21 protein-coding genes, 2 tRNA genes and 1 other RNA gene are annotated in these 22,703 nt (G+C 48.6%); 15 read left to right on the forward strand and 9 right to left on the reverse strand.

All coding sequences use genetic code 11. The features are described 5' to 3' along the window. Nucleotides 1-42: 42 nt before the first annotated feature. A complete protein-coding gene (rssB, locus tag K9N75_RS12910) occupies nucleotides 43-1,059 on the reverse strand; it encodes a two-component system response regulator RssB (RefSeq protein ID WP_008813727.1) in 1,017 nt (338 codons plus the stop codon). Between the two features lie 243 nt (nucleotides 1,060-1,302). Between rssB and K9N75_RS12915 the strand changes: the two genes are divergently transcribed. From K9N75_RS12915 to K9N75_RS12950, 8 genes are all read left to right on the forward strand, one after another. After that, a complete protein-coding gene (locus K9N75_RS12915; protein WP_008813728.1) occupies nucleotides 1,303-1,800 on the forward strand; it encodes a YchJ family protein in 498 nt (165 codons plus the stop codon). A 49-nt stretch (nucleotides 1,801-1,849) separates the two neighbouring features. Beyond that, nucleotides 1,850-2,698, forward strand: a complete 849-nt coding sequence (gene purU / locus K9N75_RS12920) for a formyltetrahydrofolate deformylase (RefSeq protein ID WP_039186435.1) — start codon at nucleotides 1,850-1,852, stop codon at nucleotides 2,696-2,698. A gap of 154 nt (nucleotides 2,699-2,852) precedes the next feature. After that, nucleotides 2,853-2,937 (forward strand) — tRNA-Tyr (locus tag K9N75_RS12925). 84 nt (nucleotides 2,938-3,021) lie between these two features. Continuing rightward, nucleotides 3,022-3,106 (forward strand) — tRNA-Tyr (locus K9N75_RS12930). Between the two features lie 42 nt (nucleotides 3,107-3,148). Beyond that, nucleotides 3,149-3,275: non-coding RNA, RtT sRNA (locus K9N75_RS12935), on the forward strand. A 172-nt stretch (nucleotides 3,276-3,447) separates the two neighbouring features. Further along, entirely contained in the window at nucleotides 3,448-4,017 is a 570-nt protein-coding gene (locus K9N75_RS12940; protein ID WP_008813730.1) for an LOG family protein, read from the forward strand. Between the two features lie 137 nt (nucleotides 4,018-4,154). After that, complete coding sequence (xthA, locus tag K9N75_RS12945) at nucleotides 4,155-4,964, forward strand: exodeoxyribonuclease III (protein WP_224451709.1); 810 nt, start codon at nucleotides 4,155-4,157, stop codon at nucleotides 4,962-4,964. A 5-nt stretch (nucleotides 4,965-4,969) separates the two neighbouring features. Continuing rightward, nucleotides 4,970-5,392 carry a pyrimidine (deoxy)nucleoside triphosphate diphosphatase gene (locus K9N75_RS12950; protein ID WP_181870517.1) on the forward strand — a complete coding sequence of 141 codons (423 nt, stop codon included), beginning with the start codon at nucleotides 4,970-4,972 and terminating at the stop codon, nucleotides 5,390-5,392. A 68-nt stretch (nucleotides 5,393-5,460) separates the two neighbouring features. On the opposite strand, the gene K9N75_RS12955 is transcribed toward K9N75_RS12950, so the two are convergent. From K9N75_RS12955 to K9N75_RS12975, 5 genes are all read right to left on the reverse strand, one after another. Further along, nucleotides 5,461-5,760, reverse strand: a complete 300-nt coding sequence (locus tag K9N75_RS12955) for a DUF1496 domain-containing protein (RefSeq protein ID WP_130961105.1) — start codon at nucleotides 5,758-5,760, stop codon at nucleotides 5,461-5,463. Then, nucleotides 5,757-7,676: a DNA topoisomerase III gene (locus tag K9N75_RS12960; RefSeq protein WP_224451710.1), complete on the reverse strand. Its 1,920-nt coding sequence runs from the start codon at nucleotides 7,674-7,676 to the stop codon at nucleotides 5,757-5,759. Before K9N75_RS12960 ends, K9N75_RS12955 begins: the two co-directional genes overlap by 4 nt. After that, complete coding sequence (gene mnmH / locus K9N75_RS12965; protein ID WP_039186431.1) at nucleotides 7,676-8,809, reverse strand: tRNA 2-selenouridine(34) synthase MnmH; 1,134 nt, start codon at nucleotides 8,807-8,809, stop codon at nucleotides 7,676-7,678. The genes K9N75_RS12960 and mnmH overlap by 1 nt, the downstream gene beginning before the upstream one ends. Continuing rightward, nucleotides 8,809-9,852: a selenide, water dikinase SelD gene (selD, locus tag K9N75_RS12970; RefSeq protein ID WP_008813736.1), complete on the reverse strand. Its 1,044-nt coding sequence runs from the start codon at nucleotides 9,850-9,852 to the stop codon at nucleotides 8,809-8,811. Before selD ends, mnmH begins: the two co-directional genes overlap by 1 nt. Before the next feature lie 224 nt (nucleotides 9,853-10,076). Continuing rightward, on the reverse strand, nucleotides 10,077-10,625 hold the full coding sequence (locus tag K9N75_RS12975) for an NAD(P)H nitroreductase (RefSeq protein WP_224451711.1): 549 nt from the start codon (nucleotides 10,623-10,625) through the stop codon (nucleotides 10,077-10,079). Between the two features lie 427 nt (nucleotides 10,626-11,052). Between K9N75_RS12975 and sppA the strand changes: the two genes are divergently transcribed. The 3 genes from sppA to pncA all read left to right on the forward strand — a co-directional run bounded on the left by sppA (nucleotide 11,053) and on the right by pncA (nucleotide 14,766). Beyond that, complete coding sequence (gene sppA, locus K9N75_RS12980; RefSeq protein ID WP_020303712.1) at nucleotides 11,053-12,903, forward strand: signal peptide peptidase SppA; 1,851 nt, start codon at nucleotides 11,053-11,055, stop codon at nucleotides 12,901-12,903. A 174-nt stretch (nucleotides 12,904-13,077) separates the two neighbouring features. Then, nucleotides 13,078-14,094 carry an asparaginase gene (ansA, locus tag K9N75_RS12985; protein WP_008813740.1) on the forward strand — a complete coding sequence of 339 codons (1,017 nt, stop codon included), beginning with the start codon at nucleotides 13,078-13,080 and terminating at the stop codon, nucleotides 14,092-14,094. A 36-nt stretch (nucleotides 14,095-14,130) separates the two neighbouring features. After that, nucleotides 14,131-14,766: a bifunctional nicotinamidase/pyrazinamidase gene (pncA, locus tag K9N75_RS12990; protein WP_008813741.1), complete on the forward strand. Its 636-nt coding sequence runs from the start codon at nucleotides 14,131-14,133 to the stop codon at nucleotides 14,764-14,766. 71 nt (nucleotides 14,767-14,837) lie between these two features. Here the strand turns inward: pncA and K9N75_RS12995 are convergent, their stop codons facing one another. Together K9N75_RS12995 and msrB are read right to left on the reverse strand one after the other, a co-directional pair. Continuing rightward, nucleotides 14,838-15,113, reverse strand: coding sequence for a YeaC family protein (locus tag K9N75_RS12995; RefSeq protein ID WP_004093042.1), 276 nt, complete (start codon nucleotides 15,111-15,113; stop codon nucleotides 14,838-14,840). A 74-nt stretch (nucleotides 15,114-15,187) separates the two neighbouring features. After that, complete coding sequence (gene msrB, locus K9N75_RS13000) at nucleotides 15,188-15,601, reverse strand: peptide-methionine (R)-S-oxide reductase MsrB (RefSeq protein WP_224451712.1); 414 nt, start codon at nucleotides 15,599-15,601, stop codon at nucleotides 15,188-15,190. 482 nt (nucleotides 15,602-16,083) lie between these two features. Between msrB and gapA the strand changes: the two genes are divergently transcribed. Together gapA and K9N75_RS13010 are read left to right on the forward strand one after the other, a co-directional pair. Further along, the gene (gene gapA, locus K9N75_RS13005) at nucleotides 16,084-17,079 is read left to right on the forward strand and encodes a glyceraldehyde-3-phosphate dehydrogenase (protein ID WP_008813744.1); all 996 of its coding nucleotides are present in this window, start codon (nucleotides 16,084-16,086) and stop codon (nucleotides 17,077-17,079) included. Between the two features lie 97 nt (nucleotides 17,080-17,176). Beyond that, nucleotides 17,177-18,049 carry a D-hexose-6-phosphate mutarotase gene (locus K9N75_RS13010; RefSeq protein WP_224452611.1) on the forward strand — a complete coding sequence of 291 codons (873 nt, stop codon included), beginning with the start codon at nucleotides 17,177-17,179 and terminating at the stop codon, nucleotides 18,047-18,049. 81 nt (nucleotides 18,050-18,130) lie between these two features. On the opposite strand, the gene K9N75_RS13015 is transcribed toward K9N75_RS13010, so the two are convergent. Continuing rightward, a complete protein-coding gene (locus tag K9N75_RS13015; RefSeq protein WP_008813746.1) occupies nucleotides 18,131-18,874 on the reverse strand; it encodes a MipA/OmpV family protein in 744 nt (247 codons plus the stop codon). Between the two features lie 471 nt (nucleotides 18,875-19,345). Between K9N75_RS13015 and K9N75_RS13020 the strand changes: the two genes are divergently transcribed. Both K9N75_RS13020 and K9N75_RS13025 read left to right on the forward strand, forming a co-directional pair. Then, entirely contained in the window at nucleotides 19,346-21,280 is a 1,935-nt protein-coding gene (locus K9N75_RS13020) for a PrkA family serine protein kinase (RefSeq protein WP_008813747.1), read from the forward strand. Between the two features lie 105 nt (nucleotides 21,281-21,385). Then, nucleotides 21,386-22,663: a YeaH/YhbH family protein gene (locus K9N75_RS13025; RefSeq protein WP_004093035.1), complete on the forward strand. Its 1,278-nt coding sequence runs from the start codon at nucleotides 21,386-21,388 to the stop codon at nucleotides 22,661-22,663. Nucleotides 22,664-22,703 lie beyond the last annotated feature (40 nt).

Below are 22,703 nucleotides of genomic sequence, written 5' to 3' on the forward strand. Positions count from 1 at the left end.
ATGCCTCATTCTTGGAAGCAGATAAAACTGAAAACGGATTTATTATTGCGGGGATGTCAGCATCAACTTTAAATGTCCACCTGCGCCCCAAATCTGGCTCTGCCAGTGGCTGCAGCGTTGGCTCACCTGATTGACATGGATTGATCCCATGGTTCCTAGCGGAACACCGCTGCTCAGCTGTATCAAATGCTCTCCGGCATGAATTTTGGCATGCAGCCCTGCAGATACCAGAATCAGATTTTGTAATTGCGTGTGGTAATAGCCCGCCAACAAGGGAAACTGCCCTTCAAGGTTTGCCTGCCGCAGCAGTTGATTCACCTGTTTTAGAATCGTCGACATCTGAGGCAAGCGCTGTTGTTGATGCGCTAGCTGTTCCTGCAACAATCCGTTAAAAATCGCGCGCACCATTAATGCCGCTAAAATGCCGTTTTCCCCAGCCCGCGAAATGTCCAAACAATAAAACGCCAGATCGGTATCAGATAAAGGCGCAATATCTAAAACCAGCCCCAGATTATTGAATGAAGTCAGTTGGCGATAATTGACCTTACAGCCACAGATCGTCTGCTGAACCGGCGGCTGCAACTGCTTCAGTAGCCGAGCAGCATATTCGGGATCTCGGCTTAGTAATTCCCAATCATGCGCCAATTCATCTTTTTCTAACGCAGGAGAATCAAACAAATCGGGGTAAAAACATGACAGTAATGTTTCTTGCAACCGACTCAGATCGGTTATTGGCTTGAGTAAAACGTCACGCACGCCTAACCGCATCGCATTCGCGACATCAGCCATTTCTTCAGTGGCTGAAATCACAACCACCGGTGTTTGAAGACCTTTTTCTCTTAGCCGCTTTACGAATTCAATCCCGCCCATTTCGGGCATCGCCAGATCGCATAAGATAGCATCGGGGATATATGAATCCAGTAAACTTAATGCCTCTATTCCATTGGCGGCCTCTTGAACTAAGGCGCCCTGGGCTTGGAGGTATCCGGTAAGTACACTGCGAAAAACAGGATCGTCCTCAACGATCAAGATCCGCTTACTTTCCAGTGGCTGCGCCATTTATAACCTCCTTTCACTAGTGCTCCTTCTATTTTGGCTCAAGATGTGCCCTTGTGCCGCATAGATATTTCTGTAATCGCGTGTTTTGCGGGCTATTGCGCACATTTAACTAAAAGATCTATTCGTTACAAAGATTTACTAGGCATTATCCACAACGCATATCAAGCCATTCCTTCGTAGCCGCTGCAATGAGGATTCGCTACCATAGTGGCCATATTTTTGTTTTAGCTTTGAGGCCAACTTATGCTCTCGTCATCTATTTCTTCATCCCTCAGTGATGATGCGCTGTGCCCGTGCGGCAGTGGCAAAACCTACGCACAGTGCTGTGGACCCATTATTGGTGGTCAATCCTTTGCCGTCGAAGCCGAGCAGCTGATGCGTTCGCGCTATACCGCCTACGTGACGCACAACGCCGACTACCTGATTGACAGCTGGCATCCTGATTGCCAAATGCAGAGCCAACGTGCAGCAATAGAAGAAAGTTTTTCCGATACCAAGTGGCTTGGGTTGACTATTGTTAAAACCGACAAAGGACGAAATGAAGATGAGGGCTTTGTCGAATTCTTTGCCCGATACTCTTCTGAAACCGAGCAACAAAATAATTCGATTCATGAATGTTCGCGCTTTATTCGTTTGAATCAACGTTGGTATTATGTGGATGGAACCAAACCTCAGGTTGGCAGAAACGATCCTTGCCCTTGCGGTTCTAGTAAAAAATATAAGAAATGCTGTGGGCAGTAAGCTCATTAGCAACAATAAATCGATCGTCGTACAGACAGGAAACCAACACATGTCACAGCCCGTTGTTCAACGCAAAGTTCTTCGTACCATCTGCCCTGATGCTAAAGGTCTGATCGCGAAAATCACTAACATTTGTTACAAACATCAACTTAATATCATCCAGAATAATGAGTTTGTTGATCACCTTACCGGACGATTTTTCATGCGGACGGAACTGGAAGGGATTTTCAACGACGAAACACTACTTGCCGATCTCGATGGTGCATTGCCTTCCGGCTCCGAACGCGAACTGACCGTTGCTGGACGTCAACGCATTGTGGTGCTGGTCACTAAAGAAGCGCATTGTCTTGGCGACCTGCTGATGAAAAGTGCGTTTGGCGGATTAGACGTTGAAATTGCGGCGGTAATCGGTAATCACGCTACATTACAGTCATTAGTTGAACGTTTTGATATTCCTTTCACCTTAGTGAGCCATGAAGGACTATCGCGCGAAGAACATGATGCAGCCATGGTGGATGAAATTAAAAAACATGCGCCTGACTATGTCGTGCTGGCTAAATATATGCGCATACTGACGCCCGACTTCATTAGCCACTTCCCAAATCAAATCATTAATATCCATCACTCTTTCCTTCCCGCGTTTATTGGTGCTCGACCTTATCATCAGGCCTACGAGCGCGGAGTGAAAATCATAGGCGCAACGGCGCACTTCGTGAATAACGATTTGGATGAAGGTCCAATCATCATGCAGGACGTGATTAACGTCGATCATACCTATACTGCGGATGAAATGATGCGCGCTGGACGCGACGTCGAGAAAAACGTGCTAAGTCGTGCACTTTATCGTGTGCTAGCACAACGCGTATTTGTTTATGGGAATCGGACGGTTATATTCTAATTGTCGATTTTTGCTCTGCATATTGTTCATTCAAAAAGCGTTAAGAGCAAAAAAACGGCAAACGAAATATTTTTTACCTCCCAATGCTTTACAGCGCGGCGCGATTTGTTATTATGCGCCCCGCTTCCGCTAATAACGGGGCGACAAAAAATCTGGTGGGGTTCCCGAGCGGCCAAAGGGAGCAGACTGTAAATCTGCCGTCTCAGACTTCGAAGGTTCGAATCCTTCCCCCACCACCATCTTCTCTTTCAGAGTCGATAAAAAGCTGTCAGCCACAGCTTTCCGGAGAAAACCGGACAACAATTCGCAACCACGAATTTCGTGGTGGGGTTCCCGAGCGGCCAAAGGGAGCAGACTGTAAATCTGCCGTCTCAGACTTCGAAGGTTCGAATCCTTCCCCCACCACCATCCTTTCTTATAGCAATACAATCTCATACGAACACAGAAATCGCATATTCCCCACGGGGAAGGTCGAGAACCTTCGATAAGGTTCGAGTTGAGCGCAGCGAAACAACGTCGCTTGCGACGGCCCGTAGGGCGAAGAGCGTAGCGATGAGTCATCCTTCCCCCACCACCATCCTTTCTTATAGCAATGCAATCCCATGCAAACACAGAAATCGCATATTCCCCACGGGGAAAGTTGAGAAGCATCTCGTTCATTTAGATTGTCGCATTCTGAATCATCTTCTTGAATTCCTTGTACCAATCCGCTATACCACTGTTTTTCTCTCCAGCAGTAAGGTTCTGTCATGCGTAACAATATCTGCGTTTTTTGCGGCGCGAGTGAAGGTGTATCCCCAGCTTATGCCGACGCAGCAAAACGCTTAGGTCACACTCTGGCTCAACAAGGGCGCCGTTTAGTCTATGGCGGTGGCAACAAGGGCTTGATGGGAATATTAGCTAATGCGGTACTTGATGCCGGCGGTGAGGTACACGGCGTGATCCCTCAGCGTTTAGTCGAGGCTGAAACCGCACATTACGGCTTGACCTCGCTTGATATTGTTCCTGATATGCATACTCGCAAAGCCCGCATGGCAGAGCTATCCGATGGTTTCATCGCCCTACCTGGCGGCATTGGCACTCTTGAGGAGCTGTTTGAAATTTGGACCTGGAGCCAGATTGGATATCACACCAAACCAATCGCATTAATGGACGTCAACGGCTATTACGCTAAGCTTATCGAGTTTCTGCGCTTCAGCGCCGAGCAAGGCTTTGTGCGACAGCAATACATCGATACGTTGATGTGTTTACAAGATCCATTGGCCTTGCTAGATCAATTCGATCGCTACCAGCCGCATAATCTGAACCGATGGGCGTAATCGGCTAGTCTCTGCGATTTCTGAATCGTAGAGCTTTCTGCTACTATTCACCGACCACTGTAGTTAATAACTGTTCGTTAACAACTTTTTGTTATCCGCTGTTTATTAACAAGAATTCTTCAAAATGGCCTGCGCTTATGAAATTTATCTCTTTCAATATTAATGGACTACGAGCTCGTCCACATCAACTCGAAGCCATCATCGCCAAACATCAGCCAGATGTGATTGGTCTACAAGAAACCAAAGTTCACGATGATATGTTCCCACTGGCTGATCTGGAACATCTGGGCTATCACATTTTTTATCATGGTCAGAAAGGACATTACGGCGTTGCCCTACTCACTAAAGAGCAGCCATTAGCCGTACGTAAAGGTTTTCCTAGTGATGAGGAAGATGCTCAGCGTCGCATTATCATGGCCGATATCGCGACACCAACCGGCGTGCTCACCGTCATTAACGGCTATTTCCCACAGGGAGAAAGCCGCGACCATCCAATAAAATTCCCTGCAAAGACCAAGTTCTATCAAGACCTGCAAAACTATCTTGAGACAGAGCAGACCCCAGCAGGACAAGTGATTGTCATGGGCGACGTAAACATCAGCCCGACAGACAGCGACATTGGCATCGGCGAAGAGAACCGCAAGCGCTGGCTGCGCACGGGTAAATGCTCATTCTTGCCGGAAGAGCGTGAGTGGATGGACCGCCTGAAAAATTGGGGTCTCATTGACACTTATCGCCAAGCTAACCCAGAGCGTAACGATCAGTTCTCGTGGTTTGACTATCGCTCAAAAGGCTTCGATGAAAATCGTGGTCTGCGCATAGATTTAGTCTTAGCCAGTCAGTCATTGGCCGAGCGCTGCATTGATACGGGCATCGATTATGAAATCCGTGGTATGGAAAAACCGTCTGACCATGCCCCAATCTGGGCTGATTTCAAGCTGGCGTAATCACGATGACAGCCTCTGTTAAACCCATTGACGTGGTAGCCGCGATCGTCGAGTTTCGCGGCAAGATCCTGTTGGCTCAACGTGGCGATCATAAGGATCAGGCTGGATTATGGGAGTTTCCCGGCGGTAAAGTCGAGCCCGGTGAAACGCAGCCGGAAGCCTTGTGCCGAGAGTTACGGGAAGAGCTGTCGGTAACATGCAGCGTTGCAGACTATGTGGCGAGCAGTACGTTGAAACTGGAGAATAAAACCATTCATTTGCATGCGTGGCGCGTTCAACATACCGAAGGGGAATTCACTGCAAATGAGCACGCGGCTCTGGTGTGGGTCACTCCACAGGAAGCAGAGTCCTATCATTTAGCTCCGGCCGACGTCCCTTTGCTGAAAGCTTATCGAACCAAACTTGAGTCACTTTCGCAGCAGGATTAATTAGCCATTAGCCTGCCGTTGAATTCCGCCCTTAACTTTTTACGCTGGGGCGGAATTCAACAAAATTATTATTTACGTAATACAACCCAGCGTAAGTTGTTGGTGCTTAATACATTTTTATCTGCCGCACACTGCAATAACACGCCTTCGGCTTTAACCACCGCCCCTTCTGAGTAGCTACGATTATCATAGATACAGCAGCGTGGACAGTTAACGTTACTTTCTGTATTGCTATAGCCGTTCGCATTATTGAGGATCTCTGGAGAAACCGGCACCACCACATCAATACCCTTGTTATGATTTGCCCACGCTGAGGCGCTGAGCAGCACCACTGGCAATACCCAGAATCCTATCGAACTCTTGTTCATGCCTTATTCTCCTTTGCTTTAGGCTTATATTTTCTCTTGGCGCTCTTTTCCGCTGCGGGTGGCAAACCACGGAACGCCTGCGGATTTCGATTACTACGCGCCTGCTCGATAAGCTGATACAAAGTACCGACCAAAGGCTGCATGAAATCCTGATAGCGTCGCGTTTTTTCACTGATTTGCGTCAGCGTGGCTTCCCAGTCAGCCGTCATATCTGGACGAGCAGCAATCTCCGGTAAACAGTGGATCAGTGCTCTGCCCGCTTCTGACGAATGAATATAGCGACCCTTTTTGTACAAAAATGTACGCCGGAACAACAACTCTATAATTCCGGCACGCGTTGCTTCGGTACCTAAACCATCGGTCGCTCGCAGGATTTTCTTTAGCTCTTTATCTTGTACAAAACGTGCGATACCCGTCATCGCCGATAATAACGTCGCATCGGTAAACGGGCGTGGCGGCTGAGTTTGACGCTCCATTAGCTCACCTTTTTCACACAGCAACTCATCGCCCTTTGCTACTACCGGTAATGGAGAGCCTTCATCTTCATCATCTCGCTCCTTCGCTCCCAGCAACGCTCTCCAACCTGCTTCAGCTAAGAAACGTGCTTTAGCAACAAATTTGCCGTTAGCGATATCCAGATCGATGACACATTTACGGTACATAGCATCGGGGCAAAACTGCATGAGATACTGACGGGCGACTAGCGTATAAATTTTGCGTTCATCGTCGCTCAAATTGATATTTCCAGCGCGAGCCGTAGGAATAATGGCGTGGTGAGCATCGACTTTTTTGTCATCCCAACAGCGATTACGTTTGTCGGGATCAACCGCTGCTACCTGTTGCAGCTCTGGAACGTGCGATGCAATCGCATTCATCACCGCATGGCGTCCAGCAAAATGCTCTTCTGGCAAATAGCGGCTATCTGAACGCGGATAGGTGATCAATTTGTGAGTTTCATACAGGCGTTGACAGAGATCGAGAACCTGCTGGGCGCTGAGATTAAAACGCTTGGCGGCCTCGATCTGCAACGTAGAAAGTGAGAAGGGTAACGGTGTGGTCTCTGATTCACGTTTATCGTTATAGCCCGTCACCATCGCGGGTTGGCCTTCGATACGCTTGATGACGTGTTCAGCTAACGCCTTGTTGAGCAAGCGCCCCTCTTCATCCTGATGAGGCTCACAAGACTCACTGGGTACCCACATCGCGGTAAAGCGTTCTTCCGCTGGCGTAACAATATGCGCTTTGACTTCATAGAAATCTTTGCTGACGAAGTTTTCAATCTCTTCGTCACGACGCACCACCAGCCCCAGTACAGGCGTCTGCACTCGCCCAACCGATAGCACACCGTTGTAACCTGCATTCCGACCTAAAATAGTATAGGCGCGGGTCATATTGATGCCGTATAGCCAATCAGCTCGCGAACGAGCCAGCGCCGATACGCACAGCGGAATAAACTCGCGGTTATCGCGTAAACGCGACACTGCACGCTCGACGGCCTGAGGGTTCAAGTCATTGATCAGGCAGCGCTGGACGTTTTGACGCTTTTCTGGCGCGAGCTCCAAATAATCTAGTACCTCGTCAACCAGTAACTGCCCTTCGCGATCCGGGTCACCGGCGTGGATCACTTGCTCTGCCTCACCCAGCAATCTTTTAATCACATTGAGCTGCTTGGCAACCGAAGGCTTTGGCTTAAGCTGCCACTTCTCTGGCACGATGGGTAAATCAGCCAGATTCCACCGCGCATAGCGTGTGTCGTAGGCATCGGGCTCAGCCTGTTCGAGCAAATGTCCAATACACCACGTGACAGTGTCACCTGAACCACAAGAGATATAACCATCACCGCGACGGTGAGGTTTTGGCAGCACGTCAGCAATCGCGCGCGCCAGGCTTGGTTTTTCCGCAATAAACAGACGCATCAGTCACCGTAAGTCTGGCTGGTCGCCAATAAATAGTCCTTAACTTCCGAGTAGTTACCTCGAAAGACAATACGCTCCGCTTTCTTTTCCAGTTGATAGCGGTACATCGGGTCGTAATATTCATTCAAAAGCGGCACGAGCCATGCCAGATGTCCATCGCTATTTCGCGTTTCGCGCTGCTGAGTCAGTGCCTGTTCCAGATACTGTTTCAACTTGGCGTAACGTTCCATGCCTAGACGTTTACGAATCGCAAATAAGCCGTGGTTTAAATACTCGGCATAGTTATCCCAACCCTGCTCACGTCCGTAAACACGCTCAAACTCCACGCGCATCAGGTCGATATACTCTTCCTGTAGGCGCAGTACACGTGTTTCAAACGGATCGTCTACCACCGCCACCGGCGCTTTTTGCATCCGATCATAAAAACAAACGGGCAGATGATTCGAGCCGATAATTCGTCCCTCGTCTTCAAGGAACCAATGACGGATACCTGCATCTTGTTTCTTTAATAAATCAACGGCTAAACGATTTTCGAAATCGACTTGGCTGCTTTGGCTGACCAGCGTTCGTCCAAAAGACGATCCGCGGTGATGCGCAACGCCTTCAAGATCGATCCCCGCCGCCAGCTCGCGCAGCATACGGGTTTTACCACTGCCGGTATTACCGCCGATCAATACCATCGGCAGCTGTGACGCTTGTTCGGTCGCTTGGATGGCGTAGGTGCGCAACGCTTTGTAACCACCCTCTATCAGAGGGTAGTCCACGCCGCTTTCATGCAGCCATTGCTGAACGATATGCGAACGCAATCCGCCTCGAAAACAGTAGATGTAGCCCTGTGGGTGACGTTTACACTGTTCACGCCATGCGGCAATGCGTGCATCACGCACTGCACCATACACCAGCTCGTTGCCAAGTTTGATCGCCGCATCCTGCCCATGCTGCTTGTAGCAAATCCCCACGGCTTCACGCTCACTGTCGAGCATTAACGGTAGATTCTGAGCGCTTGGAAAAGCACCTTGTTGAAACTCAACGGGAGCGCGAACGTCAATAAGCGGAACATCATCGACCAAAATGCGGTGATAATCCGCGCTGTCAGCTCGAGAACTGACCCGCGAATTAGAGAGCAAAACCATTACCGCACCTCGATAAGAGGCTGATCTGGCTGTCGTACATGCAGCTCACCGATAGCGCTGAGGGTCAGGCCAAAGCGATTAGCCACCTCTTGCACCTGAGTTTCGGCTTCTGGCAATACTGCCAACAGTAAACCGCCAGATGTTTGTGGATCACACAGCAGTTTGCGTTGCAACTCGGTCATGTCACCCACAAGATGACCATAACTTTCAAAGTTACGCCCAGTTCCCCCCGGTACGCAGCCTTCATTAATGTAGTTTTCTACGTCAGGCAGCTTAGGCACCTGATCAAACCAAATCGTAGCTTGCAGATCCGACCCATGGCAAATTTCGCTCAGATGTCCCAGCAAACCAAAACCGGTGACATCGGTCATGGCGGTAACGCCGGCAATATCGGCGAAGTCAGCGCCGGGCTTATTAAGCTGACACATGGTTTCAGTCGCCACGCCTTGATGTTCTGGACGCAGTTTGCTTTTTTTCTCAGCGGTGGTAAGTACGCCAATCCCTAAAGGCTTGGTGAGATACAACTTACACCCCGACTGTGCAGCGCTATTTTTCTTCACGCGATCGGTGCTCACCATGCCCGTCACAGCTAAGCCAAAGATGGGCTCAGGAGCATCAATAGAATGTCCCCCTGCCAATGAAATCCCCGCCTGTTGGCAAACAAAGCGTCCGCCTTCAATCACTTTCTGGGCAATTTCCGGTGCCAACTTGTCTACCGGCCAGCCCAAGATAGCAATAGCCATGATTGGCTTACCGCCCATCGCGTAAATATCACTAATCGCATTAGTCGCGGCAATTCGACCAAAGTCGAAGGGATCATCCACGATAGGCATAAAGAAGTCGGTAGTGCTGATAATGCCAATACCGTTGCCGATATCATAAACGGCTGCATCATCACGGGTTTCATTGCCAACTAACAGATTTGGATCGACAAACTTGGCTTGTTCACTGTGCAGAATGGTTTCTAACACTTTAGGGGAGATCTTACATCCACATCCCGCCCCATGGCTGTACTGAGTCAAACGAATGGCTGGCGCAGTCATATCTACTCCTTTCCATTAATCCTCAAATTAGTTGGGATTGCTGTGCATACCGCTACGCAGCAATTTCGACTAAGGAGGTTGGTAGTCAAAAAAAATCGATGACTGCTATGTTAGCGCTTGGAGGCTAACTTAGTAAGGGAGCAGAGAAAATACCGGAAAGATCTGTGGAATAAATCGTTTGATTGCGCAGTAAACCAGCAAAAACGGATCACTGCGCAGAAAAATCAGAAGGCGCTGACAAACTTGCTGCTGTCTAACGGCGCAACACGAGCGGCTTTAAGCTGCGGCGTTCCGAGATACAAAAAGCCGACAATTTCATCCTGTTCACGACAGCCAAATGCCTCACGAACCTTAGCATCGCTGGTCCATTTACCTGTACGCCAAATGCCATTGAACCCTTGCGCCTGCGCAGCCATTTGCATCGCCATGACTGCACAGCATGCAGAAGCCACCTGTTCCCACTGCGGTACTTTGGTTTCCGTATTGCAATGGGCGACAACAGTGATAATCAATGGCGCGCGGAACGGCGCATTTTTTGCCTTCTCAATACCTTTTTCATCCAGCTGTTCTTCCAGCGCAATAGCGTGTAACAGCGAGCTTAAGCGTTCCTGCCCTTCACCTTGTACAGTAATAAAACGCCACGGTTGCAGCGCGCCGTGGTCTGGCGCACGTAAGCCCGCTTGATAAATCGCTTCTAATGCATCACCGGTTGGAGCCGGTGCCGCCAAACGTGAAGCAGATCGGCGTTGTAATAAAAGTTCAAGCGCATCCATAACGATCTCCAAAATGATCTCTTTCTAATTGATAACTGTTATCAACATTATCACGATTTGTTAACCTGTACCTCATCGTTTTTGCGCAGCATCTGGGCATAGCATAAGCTCTAATCTAAATGGCAAAGGTGTTGAGGCACCATTATGCTTGTTACAGTAATATACGGCACAGCAACCGTAACTCTGGCATAGTGAAAGCATCGTTAATCGCCGATGTTTTCAGATACTGGCGAGACGGTAACCCAAAATAATTCGAGTTGCATTGAAACGGCAAGTGAGTGACAGATTCGTCTGGAACAGATTTGAACAATGCTAGCATTGGCGCGCAGGGTGAGTCACAACGTTGAGACGAATAACCAATGCCGCCAACAAAATGCCGCTTGCAGTATGACGGGTATAAGACAATTAAATTTTATATGGAGAGCACATGCACTTTTTGTGGAGATGCATTTCAGGTGTGTTTCGATGGACCTGGCGGATACTGAATTTCATCCGTGAGTTTATTTTGAACGTATTCCTGATCCTACTGATTTTGGTCTGCGTGGGGATTTATTTCCAGATGCAAAGCAAACCGGTCGAACCGGTAAAAGGTGCGCTACTGGTTAACCTTACCGGCGTCGTCGTCGACAATCCGGCGATCAGCAATAAATTTAGCCAGTTAGGCCGAGAGATCCTTGGGGCAAACAGCAACCGCCTACAGGAAAACTCTCTGTTCGATGTGGTTGATATGATCCGTCAGGCAAAAACTGACCCTAACATTACCGGCATGGTGTTATCGCTCAATGATTTCGCCGGTGCCGATCAGCCATCACTGCAATATATCGGTAAAGCTCTGCGTGAATTCCGCGATAGCGGTAAGCCTATCTTTGCTACCGCCGATAGTTACAATCAAGCTCAGTATTATTTAGCGAGCTATGCCAACAAAATTTACCTCTCCCCGCAGGGCGTGGTCGATTTGCACGGGATGGCTACTAATAACCTCTATTACAAAACACTGCTCGATAAGCTAAAAGTCAGCACCCATATCTTCCGCGTAGGCACTTACAAATCAGCGGTTGAGCCAATGATTCGTGATGATATGTCTCCTGCTGCGCGCGATGCTGATAATCAATGGCTGAGCGGTATGTGGAACAACTATCTGACCACGGTGGCGGCTAACCGCCAAATCACTACAGAACAACTGTTCCCTGGCGCTGAAGGCATATTAAAAGGTCTGCAGGCCGTTGGCGGAGATACAGCGAAATATGCGTTAAGCAATAAGCTGGTCGATGCGTTGGCTTCACGCTCTGAGGTTGAGAATCTGTTCACCAAAGCCTTCGGTTGGAATAAATCGACTAAGGATTTCAGCGCGATCAGCATGTATGACTATACGCCACCGGCGGCGAAACAAAGCGGTAGTGAAATTGCGGTAATTTTCGCCGATGGCGCAATTATGGATGGTGAAGCTACGCCGGGTAATGTTGGCGGCGATACCACCGCGAATCAAATTCGTGATGCGCGTTTGAATCCGAAAATCAAAGCCATCGTGCTGCGCGTGAACAGCCCTGGTGGCAGCGTATCTGCCTCTGAAGTGATTCGTTCTGAGTTGGCTGCTGCACGTGCTGCAGGTAAACCGGTCGTCGTTTCTATGGGCGGCTTAGCGGCATCTGGCGGCTATTGGATTTCAACTCCAGCGGATTACATCGTAGCGAGTCCAAGCACGTTAACGGGTTCTATCGGCATTTTCGGTGTTATCAACACCTTTGAAAATACCTTAGATAGTATCGGCGTTCATACCGACGGTGTGGCCACCTCGCCGTTAGCTGACCTCACGGTCACTAAACCGTTGCCAGAAGCGTTCTCACAAATGATGCAAATCAACATTGAGAATGGCTACAACAACTTTATCAATCTGGTCGCCAAAGCACGTAACAAAACCCCAGAGCAAGTTGATGCAATTGCACAGGGGCGCGTGTGGTTAGGTTCTGACGCCAAGAAAAACGGTTTGGTCGATCAATTGGGTGACTTTGACGACGCGGTCAGTAAAGCGGCTGAATTAGCCAAGCTGAAAACCTATCAGTTGAACTGGTTCGTTGAAGATCCGAGCTTTGGCCAAATGCTATTAGGCCAATTTACCGGCTCCGTGCAAGCCGCATTGCCATCAGCGGTTCGTGCGATGTTGCCTGAATCTCTAGTGCGTATCTCCGCGCTGCTGAAAGATAAAACAGACTGGATGTCTACGCTAAATGACCCACAAAATCGCTATGCGCTCTGCATGAGCTGCGGTGATGTGAAATAACGATTAACACGCTTTTTAAGAGTATCTAGCTACAGCCCACCGAATTTGTTAAACCATTATTCTGGTTTATCGGCTTGGTGGGCTTTTTTTATTTGGCGTTAGCCCTATAATCCACTGCAATAGGTAATGACGCCTAATCCACCGCGAAACGCTCACCCAACAGAATCCAAAGCCATGCAGAAGAAATCCATTTACGTAGCCTACACGGGCGGCACCATTGGCATGCAGCGTTCAGAAAACGGTTATATCCCTGTTTCTGGACATCTACAGCGCCAATTAGCCTTGATGCCTGAGTTTCATCGCCCTGAGATGCCTGATTTCACCATCCATGCCTACGAGCCGCTGATCGACTCTTCCGATATGACGCCGGAAGACTGGCAGCATATTGCTGACGATATTGCCGCCAACTACGATAACTACGATGGATTTGTGATCCTGCATGGTACTGACACGATGGCGTTTACCGCCTCGGCACTGTCTTTCATGCTGGAGAATTTAGCCAAACCGGTGATTGTAACCGGCTCACAGATTCCATTAGCCGAGCTGCGCTCCGACGGGCAAACCAACCTGCTTAACGCGCTGTATCTCGCGGCAAACTATCCGATCAACGAAGTTTCTCTGTTTTTCAATAACAAGCTGTTCCGAGGCAACCGCACGACTAAAGCCCATGCCGACGGCTTTGACGCTTTCGCGTCCCCCAACTACCCAATGCTGCTTGAGGCCGGAATTAACATTCGCCGTATCGCACCATTGATGAATCAGTTGCATAGTGAGCCGTTAAAAGTACACCAGATAACGCCACAGCCGATTGGGGTGGTGACGATCTATCCGGGTATTTCAGCAGACGTTGTGCGTAATTTTTTACGCCAGCCGGTTAAAGCGTTAATTCTACGCTCCTATGGCGTGGGTAATGCGCCACAAAAAGCCGATCTGCTTGCAGAATTACAGGAAGCATCTGACCGTGGAATTGTGGTGGTCAATCTGACCCAATGCATTTCAGGCCGCGTTAATATGGAAGGCTATGCCACTGGAAATGCGCTAGCACACGCCGGCGTGATTAGCGGTTTTGATATGACGGTTGAAGCAGCGCTCACAAAGCTGCACTATCTGCTATGTCAGAATCTCACCCCTGAGCAAATCCGAGAGCAAATGAAGCAGGATCTGCGCGGCGAACTGAGTGTCACCGATTAGTCATCCTCGTCCATGACGATGAAAAAGGAATTGGCAATGTCAGCAGCATTATTGCTTATCGATCTACAAAATGATTTTTGCCCTCGCGGGGCGTTGGCGGTTTCTGAAGGTGATAGGGTCATGCCTATTGCGTTAAAAGCGATCGATATCGCGCAACATCATGGTATACCGATTATCGCAACACAGGATTGGCACCCAGCTCATCACGGCAGTTTTGCCAGTCAGTCTGGTGGAAATATTGGTGAGGTGGGCGAGCTCGCGGGTCTAGCACAGGTTTGGTGGCCCGATCACTGTGTTCAAGGTTCTGTGGGGGCGCAATTCCATCCTTCGCTGGATAGCAATGCCTTCGATCATGTTGTGCAAAAAGGCACCGACAAATCAATCGATAGCTACAGCGCATTCTTTGATAACGGGCAAAAAGCCTCAACCGAGCTACATCAGTGGCTTCAGCATCATCAGATCGACAAGCTATATGTTATGGGATTAGCGACCGACTACTGCGTGAAGTTTTCAGTGTTGGATGCACTACGACTAGGTTATCAGGTTGTGGTCATTATCGACGGTTGTCGTGGCGTTAATATCCATCCTGATGACAGCTCAGCGGCACTGCAAGAAATGCGGGAACATGGCGCGGTATTGTCTCGGCTAGACGAAATTGCGTTCTGTGTGTAACAGATACACCGCTTCGGGTAAAAAATCATAAGGGCGGGCACGCAACGCACTCGCCCTCTTCTCTTACGACGCTACGCCTCTGGTTTCAAACGAATAATCGCGTCGCGCTCAAACCCTTTTTTAAAATCTTGTTTACTTTTCATCTCGATCTGACCTTGAGTATTGATACTCATATGCTGAGCATCAGTGTTATGTCGCGACTGCCATAACATCACCATCTGCAAGCTGTTTTCTTTCTGCTCGGGCGTTAGGCTCACGCCATCCGGCCATTTTCCCAGTTCGACCGCCGTCATTAATCGCTGATAAATCTCCGGCGTCATCGCGGCCAGCAAATCGTCAAGTTCCATTTTAAACCTCACTAAGATGCACTTTGCTGAATCGTTTCTTCTGCGCTATAATAAGCACATAGAAAAGAGTTTCGTTAACCCTGAGTCTTTTCGCCAGAGTCTTCATCGGTGAAGCTGAGTGAAGCAGAATTCACACAGTAACGTTCACCGGTTGGCTGAGGCCCATCAGGGAAGACATGCCCCAGATGCGCATCACAATGAGCACAGCGAATTTCGGTACGCTGCATGCCATATGAGTTATCTTCAAGATAACGGATAGCATCTGCGCTGACAGGCTGGTAAAAGCTAGGCCAGCCGCAGCCGGAATCATATTTGCTGTTTGAGTAAAACAGTGGACTGTTACAGCACAGGCAGTGATAAATGCCGTCCTGTTTATTGTGTAGCAGTTTGCCGCTGAATGGCGGCTCAGTGCCCCGCTGTTGTGTAACGTAGCGTTGCATCTCAGTTAAATCGTTTGGGTGTTGAGTAGAGAAATCGTCTTTAGCCATTTGTGCGTTCTCAAAGAGGTGTTTTAATTTATTGCCGCTCACTTTTTTTGGCGATTAATTATAACAAACAGTTAACAATGGTTCAGCCGATTTTGGTCTAAACTGTTTAGCGAAGCGGCGGCAGCCTCATTTTTGTGACAGGCATCACAAATGAGAGTCGAGATGGATTGAGACTCAAAGGACTGCCCCCATGTATAATCCGAAAAGAGTGTTAATTGGGAGCGTGTAATTACTGTTCGTGTCAGGTTTGTGCTTTGATTTACAGCAAGAATTGACACGATTCCGCTTGACGCTTTATAAGGTTTTTGTAATTTTACAACCAACCTTTTATACCCTAAATAATTCGGGTTGCAGGAAGGCGGCAACTGAGTGAATCTTTAGGCGCTTACGTCAGTAAGTGACTTCGGTAATCACAAGCAGCCAACACACATGCAACGTGAATTAGGACGGGAATATTCACTAACCAATAGCTGGTGGAATATATGACTATCAAAGTAGGTATCAACGGTTTTGGCCGTATCGGCCGTATTGTTTTCCGTGCTGCTCAAGAACGTTCTGACATCGAAATCGTTGCAATCAACGACCTGTTAGACGCTGAGTATATGGCTTACATGCTGAAGTACGACTCTACTCACGGTCGTTTCAACGGCACTGTTGAAGTTAAAGATGGCCACTTGGTCGTTAACGGCAAAACTATCCGTGTTACCGCAGAACGTGATCCGGCTAACCTGAAGTGGAACGAAGTCAACGTTGACGTTGTTGCTGAAGCTACCGGCCTGTTCCTGACTGACGAAACTGCACGTAAGCACATCGCTGCGGGTGCTAAGAAAGTCGTTCTGACTGGTCCTTCTAAAGACAACACCCCTATGTTCGTTATGGGTGTAAACGATAAAACTTACGCTGGCCAAGATATCGTTTCTAACGCATCTTGCACCACTAACTGCCTGGCTCCACTGGCTAAAGTTCTGAACGACAAGTTCGGTATCGTTGAAGCGCTGATGACCACTGTTCACGCTACCACCGCTACTCAGAAAACTGTTGATGGCCCGTCTCACAAAGACTGGCGCGGCGGCCGCGGCGCATCCCAGAACATCATCCCTTCTTCTACCGGTGCTGCTAAAGCAGTAGGTAAAGTTATCCCTGAGCTGAACGGTAAACTGACTGGTATGGCGTTCCGCGTTCCTACCCCTAACGTTTCCGTTGTTGACCTGACTGCACGTCTGGAAAAACCAGCGTCTTACAAAGACATCTGTGCAGCAATGAAAGCCGCTTCAGAAAACGAACTGAAAGGCATTCTGGGTTACACCGAAGATGACGTAGTTTCTACTGACTTCAACGGCGAAGTTTGCACTTCAGTATTCGATGCTAAAGCGGGTATCGCGCTGAACGACAACTTTGTGAAACTGGTTTCTTGGTACGATAACGAAACTGGCTACTCAAACAAAGTTCTGGATCTGATCGCTCACATCTCTAAATAATTTAGTGATAAGCTGATGAGAGGGCGACATTCGTGTCGCCCTTTTTTTTGGTTTTTGCACCTAGCATATGAAGGCCAATCTAATGTCACAGCAAAATCTGTCTGAAAAGATCTTCTCCCTGCCCGTTCAAGAACAAATCACTCCCTATATTTCCCAACGCCAGATCGACGAACTGCCCGTTGTCGTGGTTAATCATCCGAAAGTACGTGCTGCGGTTACCTTGCAAGGCGCACATTTACTGACGTGGCAACCGTCCGGCGAGAAACCTGTTTTATGGCTGAGCAGTGAATCTGCATTCAAAAATGGTGTAGCCATTCGCGGCGGTATTCCAATCTGTTGGCCGTGGTTTGGCCCTGCAGGACAACCTGCGCACGGTTTCGCTCGTAATCTGCCGTGGACATTAACTGCACATGACGAAGATGAGAATGGCGTAATCTTAACCTTCACACTTGAGCAAAGCCCTGAAAGTAAAAAATATTGGCCGCATGATTTTTGCCTGATTGCCCGCTACAAGCTAGGCGCAGAATGTGAGATGGAGTTGGAGTCTCACGGCGAGTATGATTATGCCGCAGCGCTGCACACCTACTTCAATATCGGTGATATTACGCGTGTTGACGTGAGTGGCTTAGGCACTCCGTATATCGATAAAGTCAACTCAGGTACGAGAGAACAGCAAGGCAACCTCACTTTTGCTACTCGTACTGACCGCATTTATACTGCACCAGAACCTTTTAGCGTCATTACCGATAAAGCGCTGCAGCGCGTGATTGAAGTACACCACCACAACAATACCGATGTTGTCGCGTGGAATCCATGGTCTGAACTCTCCGTAAGCATGGCCGACATGCCAAACGACGGTTACAAAACCATGGTGTGTGTCGAAACTGCGCATGTCACTAGCCCGCTCAAAGCTTCCGTCGATAACCCGACTCGCCTCTCTGTCACGCTGCGTACTCACGCGCTTCGTTAATCCGACGTGACTCGCTGACAAAAAAGGGACGCTCAATGCGTCCCTTGTTATTTACGAGTCGTTTCGTATCCAATCGCCTGATTAGAAGGTGTATGTCACCCCCGTCCACAGCAGACCGCTGTAGCTCTTATCAATCATTGGGCTGTCTTTAACTTCATCGCTCAGACGGATATAGCGGCCAGTAAAGAATGCGTTCCAGCTGCTGTTAATCTGATAACGAGCGGTTAATTCAACGTATGGGTTCCAGCTATCGTCAGCCGTATAACGCTTGTAGCCGCTACGGTTAGACTCGCTGCCGCTAACGCCGAAGTAGTAATCGTTCTGGTTAGCGCTATTCCATGTTACACCCGCGCCCGGCGTGAACGACCATGCACCTGCGGTGATCGGGAATAGATACGCAGCATCAGCAATTAAGCCGTTGCTGTTATCCAGAATGTCACCAGCAAATGAGGTACGGATAGAGCCCCAGTCTTCTTTATGCGTATAAGAAACACCAGCCATCACGGTTGAGTGACGGTTGCTCAGCTGTTTCATGTGACGATCGTCGCTGTCGCTTGCTTTGAAATGCAGCGGGTTATAGAAAGCCATTACGCTCAGCTGATTCTGCTCATCCTTCCACAGGTAGTAACCTGCGGTCAGACTGCGGAAATAAAAATCATCGCCTTCATAGTTAATAATTGGAACAGGATATACGCGATCGTTATTGCCGCGATAAGGATCTGGACTCACTAAAGCTGATGCGCCCAATGACCAGGTTCCAGCCTGTGCAGCACTTGTCGCTGCCAGTACTAATAGCCCTAGCGTAGTTAATTTTAATGTTTTCACGTTTTTTCTTGTCCCTAACTAAATAGTCTATAAACAACGCGCTGATTGTAGACCAAAAACTTGTTTTAAGTCGATTTTTTACAAAATTGTTTGAACATTCGGAATCATTAACCCTATCAAACAGGCTATACCGAAAAACGGCTCATTATCGCCGCCATTTTGTATATTTCTTATAACGTCAATAGCATAAATAAATATTTGTCGTAGCGGATTCGGCGAAAATATTGGCAGTCTTGTATTTTTTTCATCTTAAATGCTGGATTTATCGCTTTTTACTCAAGTTTATCCAGCATTTATATCTGAATACTTTTCAAAGCGCCGAAAACACTTATGCAAAACTTGTCTGTCCGTAACTTGACCAACTGAGGAAAGCCGATCATAACAATATGGTAACAGTTTCAAAATTTTAACCCCCAAAATGAAGACTGTTACTTTTTTGTTCCCAACCATTTTATCAGGACGGGCATCGCTATGAACATATTTGACCACTATCGCCAGCGTTACGAAGCTGCCAAGGACGAAGAGTTCACTCTGCAGGATTTCCTTACCATCTGCCGCCAGGATCGCAGCGCCTATGCTAACGCCGCTGAGCGTCTGCTAATGGCTATCGGCGAGCCTGCCATGATAGACACCGCGCTTGAGTCCCGCATGTCGCGTTTGTTCTCAAACCGGGTCATAGCCCGCTACCCTGCTTTTGAAGAATTCTATGGCATGGAAGAAGCCATTGAACAAATCGTGGCGTATCTAAAGCATGCCGCACAAGGTCTGGAAGAGAAAAAACAAATCTTGTATCTACTGGGGCCGGTCGGCGGTGGTAAATCATCTCTGGCTGAACGTCTCAAAGCGTTGATGCAGCGAGTTCCAATTTATGTTCTGAGCGCCAACGGCGAACGGAGTCCGGTTAACGATCATCCGCTGTGCCTGTTCAATCCTCAAGAGGACGCCAATATTCTGAATAAAGAGTATGGCATTCCTCCACGCTATCTCGGCACCATCATGTCGCCGTGGGCAGCAAAACGCCTGCATGACTTTGGTGGCGATATTACCAAATTTAAAGTGGTTAAAGTCTGGCCGTCTATTTTGGAACAGATTGCCATTGCGAAAACCGAACCCGGCGATGAGAACAACCAAGATATCTCTGCGCTGGTGGGTAAAGTTGATATTCGTAAACTCGAAAATCATGCCCAGAACGATCCTGATGCCTATGGTTATTCCGGTGCGCTATGCCGTGCAAACCAAGGGATGATGGAATTCGTGGAAATGTTCAAAGCGCCAATCAAAGTGCTGCATCCGTTGCTGACCGCTACTCAGGAAGGCAACTACAACGGCACCGAGGGCATTTCCGCCCTGCCGTTTAACGGCATTATTTTGGCGCACTCTAACGAATCAGAATGGGTGACGTTCCGTAACAACAAAAACAACGAGGCGTTCCTTGACCGTGTTTACATCGTCAAAGTGCCTTACTGCCTGCGCGTCTCCGAAGAGATGAAAATCTACGACAAACTGCTTAACAACAGTGAGTTGGATCATGCGCCGTGCGCCCCCGGTACGCTGGAAACGCTGGCTCGTTTCTCAATCTTGTCTCGTTTGAAAGAACCCGAGAACTCCAGCATCTATTCAAAAATGCGGGTGTATGACGGCGAAAGCCTGAAAGATACCGACCCCAAAGCCAAGTCATATCAGGAGTACCGTGACTATGCGGGCGTGGACGAAGGGATGAACGGTCTTTCGACGCGTTTCGCCTTTAAGATCCTGTCACGCGTATTCAACTTCGATCATGCCGAAGTGGCCGCCAACCCGGTTCATCTGTTCTATGTTCTTGAACAGCAGGTTGAGCGTGAACAGTTCCCACAGGATGTGGCAGAGAAATACCTTGAGCACCTTAAGGGTTATCTGATCCCGAAATACGTCGAGTTCATCGGCAAAGAGATCCAGACCGCGTATTTGGAATCTTATTCCGAATACGGTCAAAATATCTTTGACCGCTATGTCACCTACGCCGATTTCTGGATTCAAGATCAAGAGTATCGCGACCCCGAAACCGGCCAACTGTTTGACCGTGAGTCACTGAACGCTGAGCTGGAGAAAATTGAAAAACCCGCGGGTATTAGCAATCCGAAAGATTTCCGCAATGAAATCGTTAACTTCGTGCTGCGTGCCCGTGCTAGCCATAATGGGCATAACCCAAACTGGACGAGTTACGAAAAACTGCGCACCGTTATCGAGAAGAAAATGTTCTCCAATACCGAGGAGCTGTTACCCGTTATCTCGTTCAATGCCAAAACTTCTACCGATGAGCAGAAGAAACACGACGATTTTGTCGACCGTATGATGGAGAAAGGCTATACCCGCAAGCAGGTTCGTCTGCTGTGCGAGTGGTATCTGCGAGTTAGAAAATCATCATAATACGCGTAACCAAGACCGTGTCGGCCATTGGCCGACACGGCTCACCCGAGTTGGCAGACGGGAAATTACGGCGTATTTCAGACGGTAACGTCGTTTGGGGGAAATATGGCCTATTTCATTGATCGGCGATTGAACGGTAAGAATAAAAGCATGGTCAACCGCCAGCGCTTTTTACGCCGCTATAAGTCGCAAATAAAGCATTCCATTGCTGATGCCATAAATAAACGCTCAGTGACCGACGTTGAGAGCGGAGAATCCGTTTCCATTCCCAATGAGGACATCAGCGAACCGATGTTTCATCAAGGACGTGGTGGCGAGCGTCATCGCGTCCATCCAGGCAATGACCATTTTGTACAAAACGATCGCATTGAACGCCCACAAGGCGGAGGCGGCGGTGGCGGAAGTGGCCAAGGTGAAGCAAGTAAAGACGGCGAAGGTGAAGACGAATTCGTTTTTCAGATTTCCAAAGACGAATATCTGGATCTTCTGTTCGAAGATTTAGCGCTGCCTAATTTACGGAAGAATCAATACAAACAGCTGACTGAGTATAAAACCCATCGTTCAGGTTTTACCTCAAATGGCGTACCTGCCAATATCAGCGTGGTACGTTCATTACAAAACTCCTTAGCACGTCGCACGGCAATGACGGCAGGAAAACGGCGCGAATTGCATGAATTGGAGAACGTGCTGGAGCAGTTACGTCATAGCGAACCGGCACAACTGCTGGAAGAAGAGCGTATTCGTAAAGAGATTGCGGATCTGCGTCAACGTATCGACCGGGTTCCGTTTATCGATACATTCGACTTACGCTACAAAAACTACGAGCGTCGACCTGAACCCTCCAGTCAGGCGGTGATGTTTTGCCTGATGGACGTCTCCGGTTCTATGGATCAAGCCACGAAAGATATGGCGAAGCGTTTTTACATCCTGCTCTATTTATTCTTGAGCCGAACCTATAAAAACGTGGATGTCGTGTATATCCGCCACCACACTCAAGCCAAAGAAGTAGACGAACAGGAGTTTTTCTACTCGCAGGAAACCGGTGGCACAATTGTCTCAAGCGCGCTGAAACTGATGGATGAAATTGTACGCGAGCGTTACAACTCGGCCGAGTGGAACGTTTACGCGGCGCAAGCATCCGACGGCGATAACTGGGCCGATGACTCACCGCTCTGCTCTGAGCTACTGGCAAATAAATTGCTACCGCAGGTGCGGTATTACAGCTACATCGAAATCACCCGCCGAGCGCACCAAACGCTATGGCGTGAATACGAAGGTCTCCAACAACGTTTTGAGAACTTTGCGATGCAGCATATCCGAGAACCTGACGATATCTACCCAGTATTCAGAGAACTGTTTCAGGCTCAAGTCAATAAGAACTGAATCCCCCAAACCGCCAACGCAGCAGGTCATGTCGTTGGCG

It is taken from the genome of Hafnia paralvei (assembly GCF_020150375.1).
Classification (GTDB): domain Bacteria; phylum Pseudomonadota; class Gammaproteobacteria; order Enterobacterales; family Enterobacteriaceae; genus Hafnia; species Hafnia paralvei.